We start from the raw sequence: 1,517 nt of genomic DNA, 5'->3' as shown, positions 1-1,517 counted from the left end.
CGAGGACGCCGTGCTGCGCTACCGCGAGTCGCGCGGGCTCGGCCGGAGCGCGGACCTGCTCGACCGGTTGCAGCGCGACCTCGCCCGGCCCGGCAGGCCGCTGGTGGTGCTGGCCCAGCCGAGCGGGTCGTGGCAGATCAGCTCCGCCCGCGGGCACCTCGGCGCGGGCGTCGACCTGGCACGCCTGTACGCCGGTCACGGGTTCGCCGTGGCGTCGGTCGACAACCCCACCCCGGACCGCCTGGCCGACACCGTCGCCCGCGCGGTGCGCGCCGGACGACCACCGGTGGTGGTGCACCTGTCCGGCGGGCTGCGCGAGTCGGGCGGCGGCGTCGCGCTCACGTTCCCGGCGGGCGGCTGGGCGACCGAGGCGTTCGCCACCGCGCCCGCCGCCCGGGAGATCCCGGTGACGGCGCTCGACCGGGTCCTCGCCGCCGTGCCGTGCGACGGGGACCGACCGCTCGTGGTGCTCGACGTGAACCGCCCGTGGGGCTCGGAGGACGCGATCTCCTACCTGATGCTGCGCAACGCCTTCGCCGGCGACCTGTTCGCCCTCGGCCGCTGCGCGGGCGTGCTGGGCACGGGACTGGCCGGCGACGGCGGGTACGAGCTGTGCGACGCCCTGATCGGGTCGATCGCGGCGGGCCGCTCGCTGGGCGAGGTGGCCACCCGCCTGCGCGCGCCCGCGCGGCACGCGACCGGGCTCGACGAGGTGCTGCCGTCCGCCGGCGTCGCGCTGCACACGCACCTGCCCTGGCTGCGGCCGGTGCCGGACCCGGAGAACGGCCATGACCACCGCTGACCGCAAGGTGGCCGAGCTGCGGCACAAGCTGGCCGGCATCGGCGCCGACTTCGCCCGCTGGCGCGGCGAGACCGAACCCGGGCGGACCCTGCGCAAGCACCGCACGCAGGTCGTCCGGCTCACCGAGCGGCTGGCCGGGGTGGTCGACCGGATCGGCGCGGAGCTGGACGCCGTCGCGGCCGACGGTGACGACGTGCTGCGCGAGTGCCGCCGGCTCCAGCTGCGGATGCTCGAAGTGCACCGGCTGTGGGACTTCTACCGCTCGAAGCTGACCCTGCGGTACGTCGACTGGTACCGGCCGTTCCTCACCGCCGTCGACGAGTTCGCCTGGCTCTGCTACGCGCCCGCCGCCGCGGACCGGGACCGCGAGGCGCCGCTGGTGCACCTCAGCGGCGAGTTCAGCCCGTTCACCCACCTGCGGGAGACGCCGTTCGCGGTCGAGGACGTCCCGGACGCCCTGGACACCACCGACTTCCTCGCCGTGGTCACCAGGCTGCCGATCCCGGTCATCGGCCTGCCCTGGTACCAGCTCGTGCACCTGCCCGACGCGGTCGTGGTCGCGCACGAGGTCGGTCACGCGGTGGAACGCGACTTCGGCCTGCTCAGCACGGTCCGCGCGCTCACCCGACCGGTGTTCGCCACCCTGCCCGAGGCCCGGCGCGACGCCTGGGACACCTGGCTGCCGGAGGTCTTCGCCGACCTGTACGGGGTGCTC

The 1,517-nt window shown here is 75.7% G+C and carries 2 protein-coding genes; both read left to right on the top strand.

The window, feature by feature from the left end:
• Positions 1-802, top strand: an 802-nt coding sequence (locus AB0G02_RS39665; RefSeq protein WP_360805527.1) for a hypothetical protein, incomplete at its 5' end; no start/stop codon positions are given.
• The coding region (locus AB0G02_RS39660; protein ID WP_360805524.1) for a hypothetical protein at positions 789-1,517 on the top strand (729 nt) is incomplete at its 3' end. The genes AB0G02_RS39665 and AB0G02_RS39660, both read left to right, overlap by 14 nt.

The sequence above is a fragment of the Actinosynnema sp. NPDC023658 genome (assembly GCF_040639995.1).
In the GTDB taxonomy this organism is placed as follows: Bacteria; Actinomycetota; Actinomycetes; order Mycobacteriales; family Pseudonocardiaceae; genus Actinosynnema.
The sequence above is the reverse complement of the archived record's forward strand: the minus strand, read 5'-3'. Positions and strand labels throughout refer to the sequence as shown.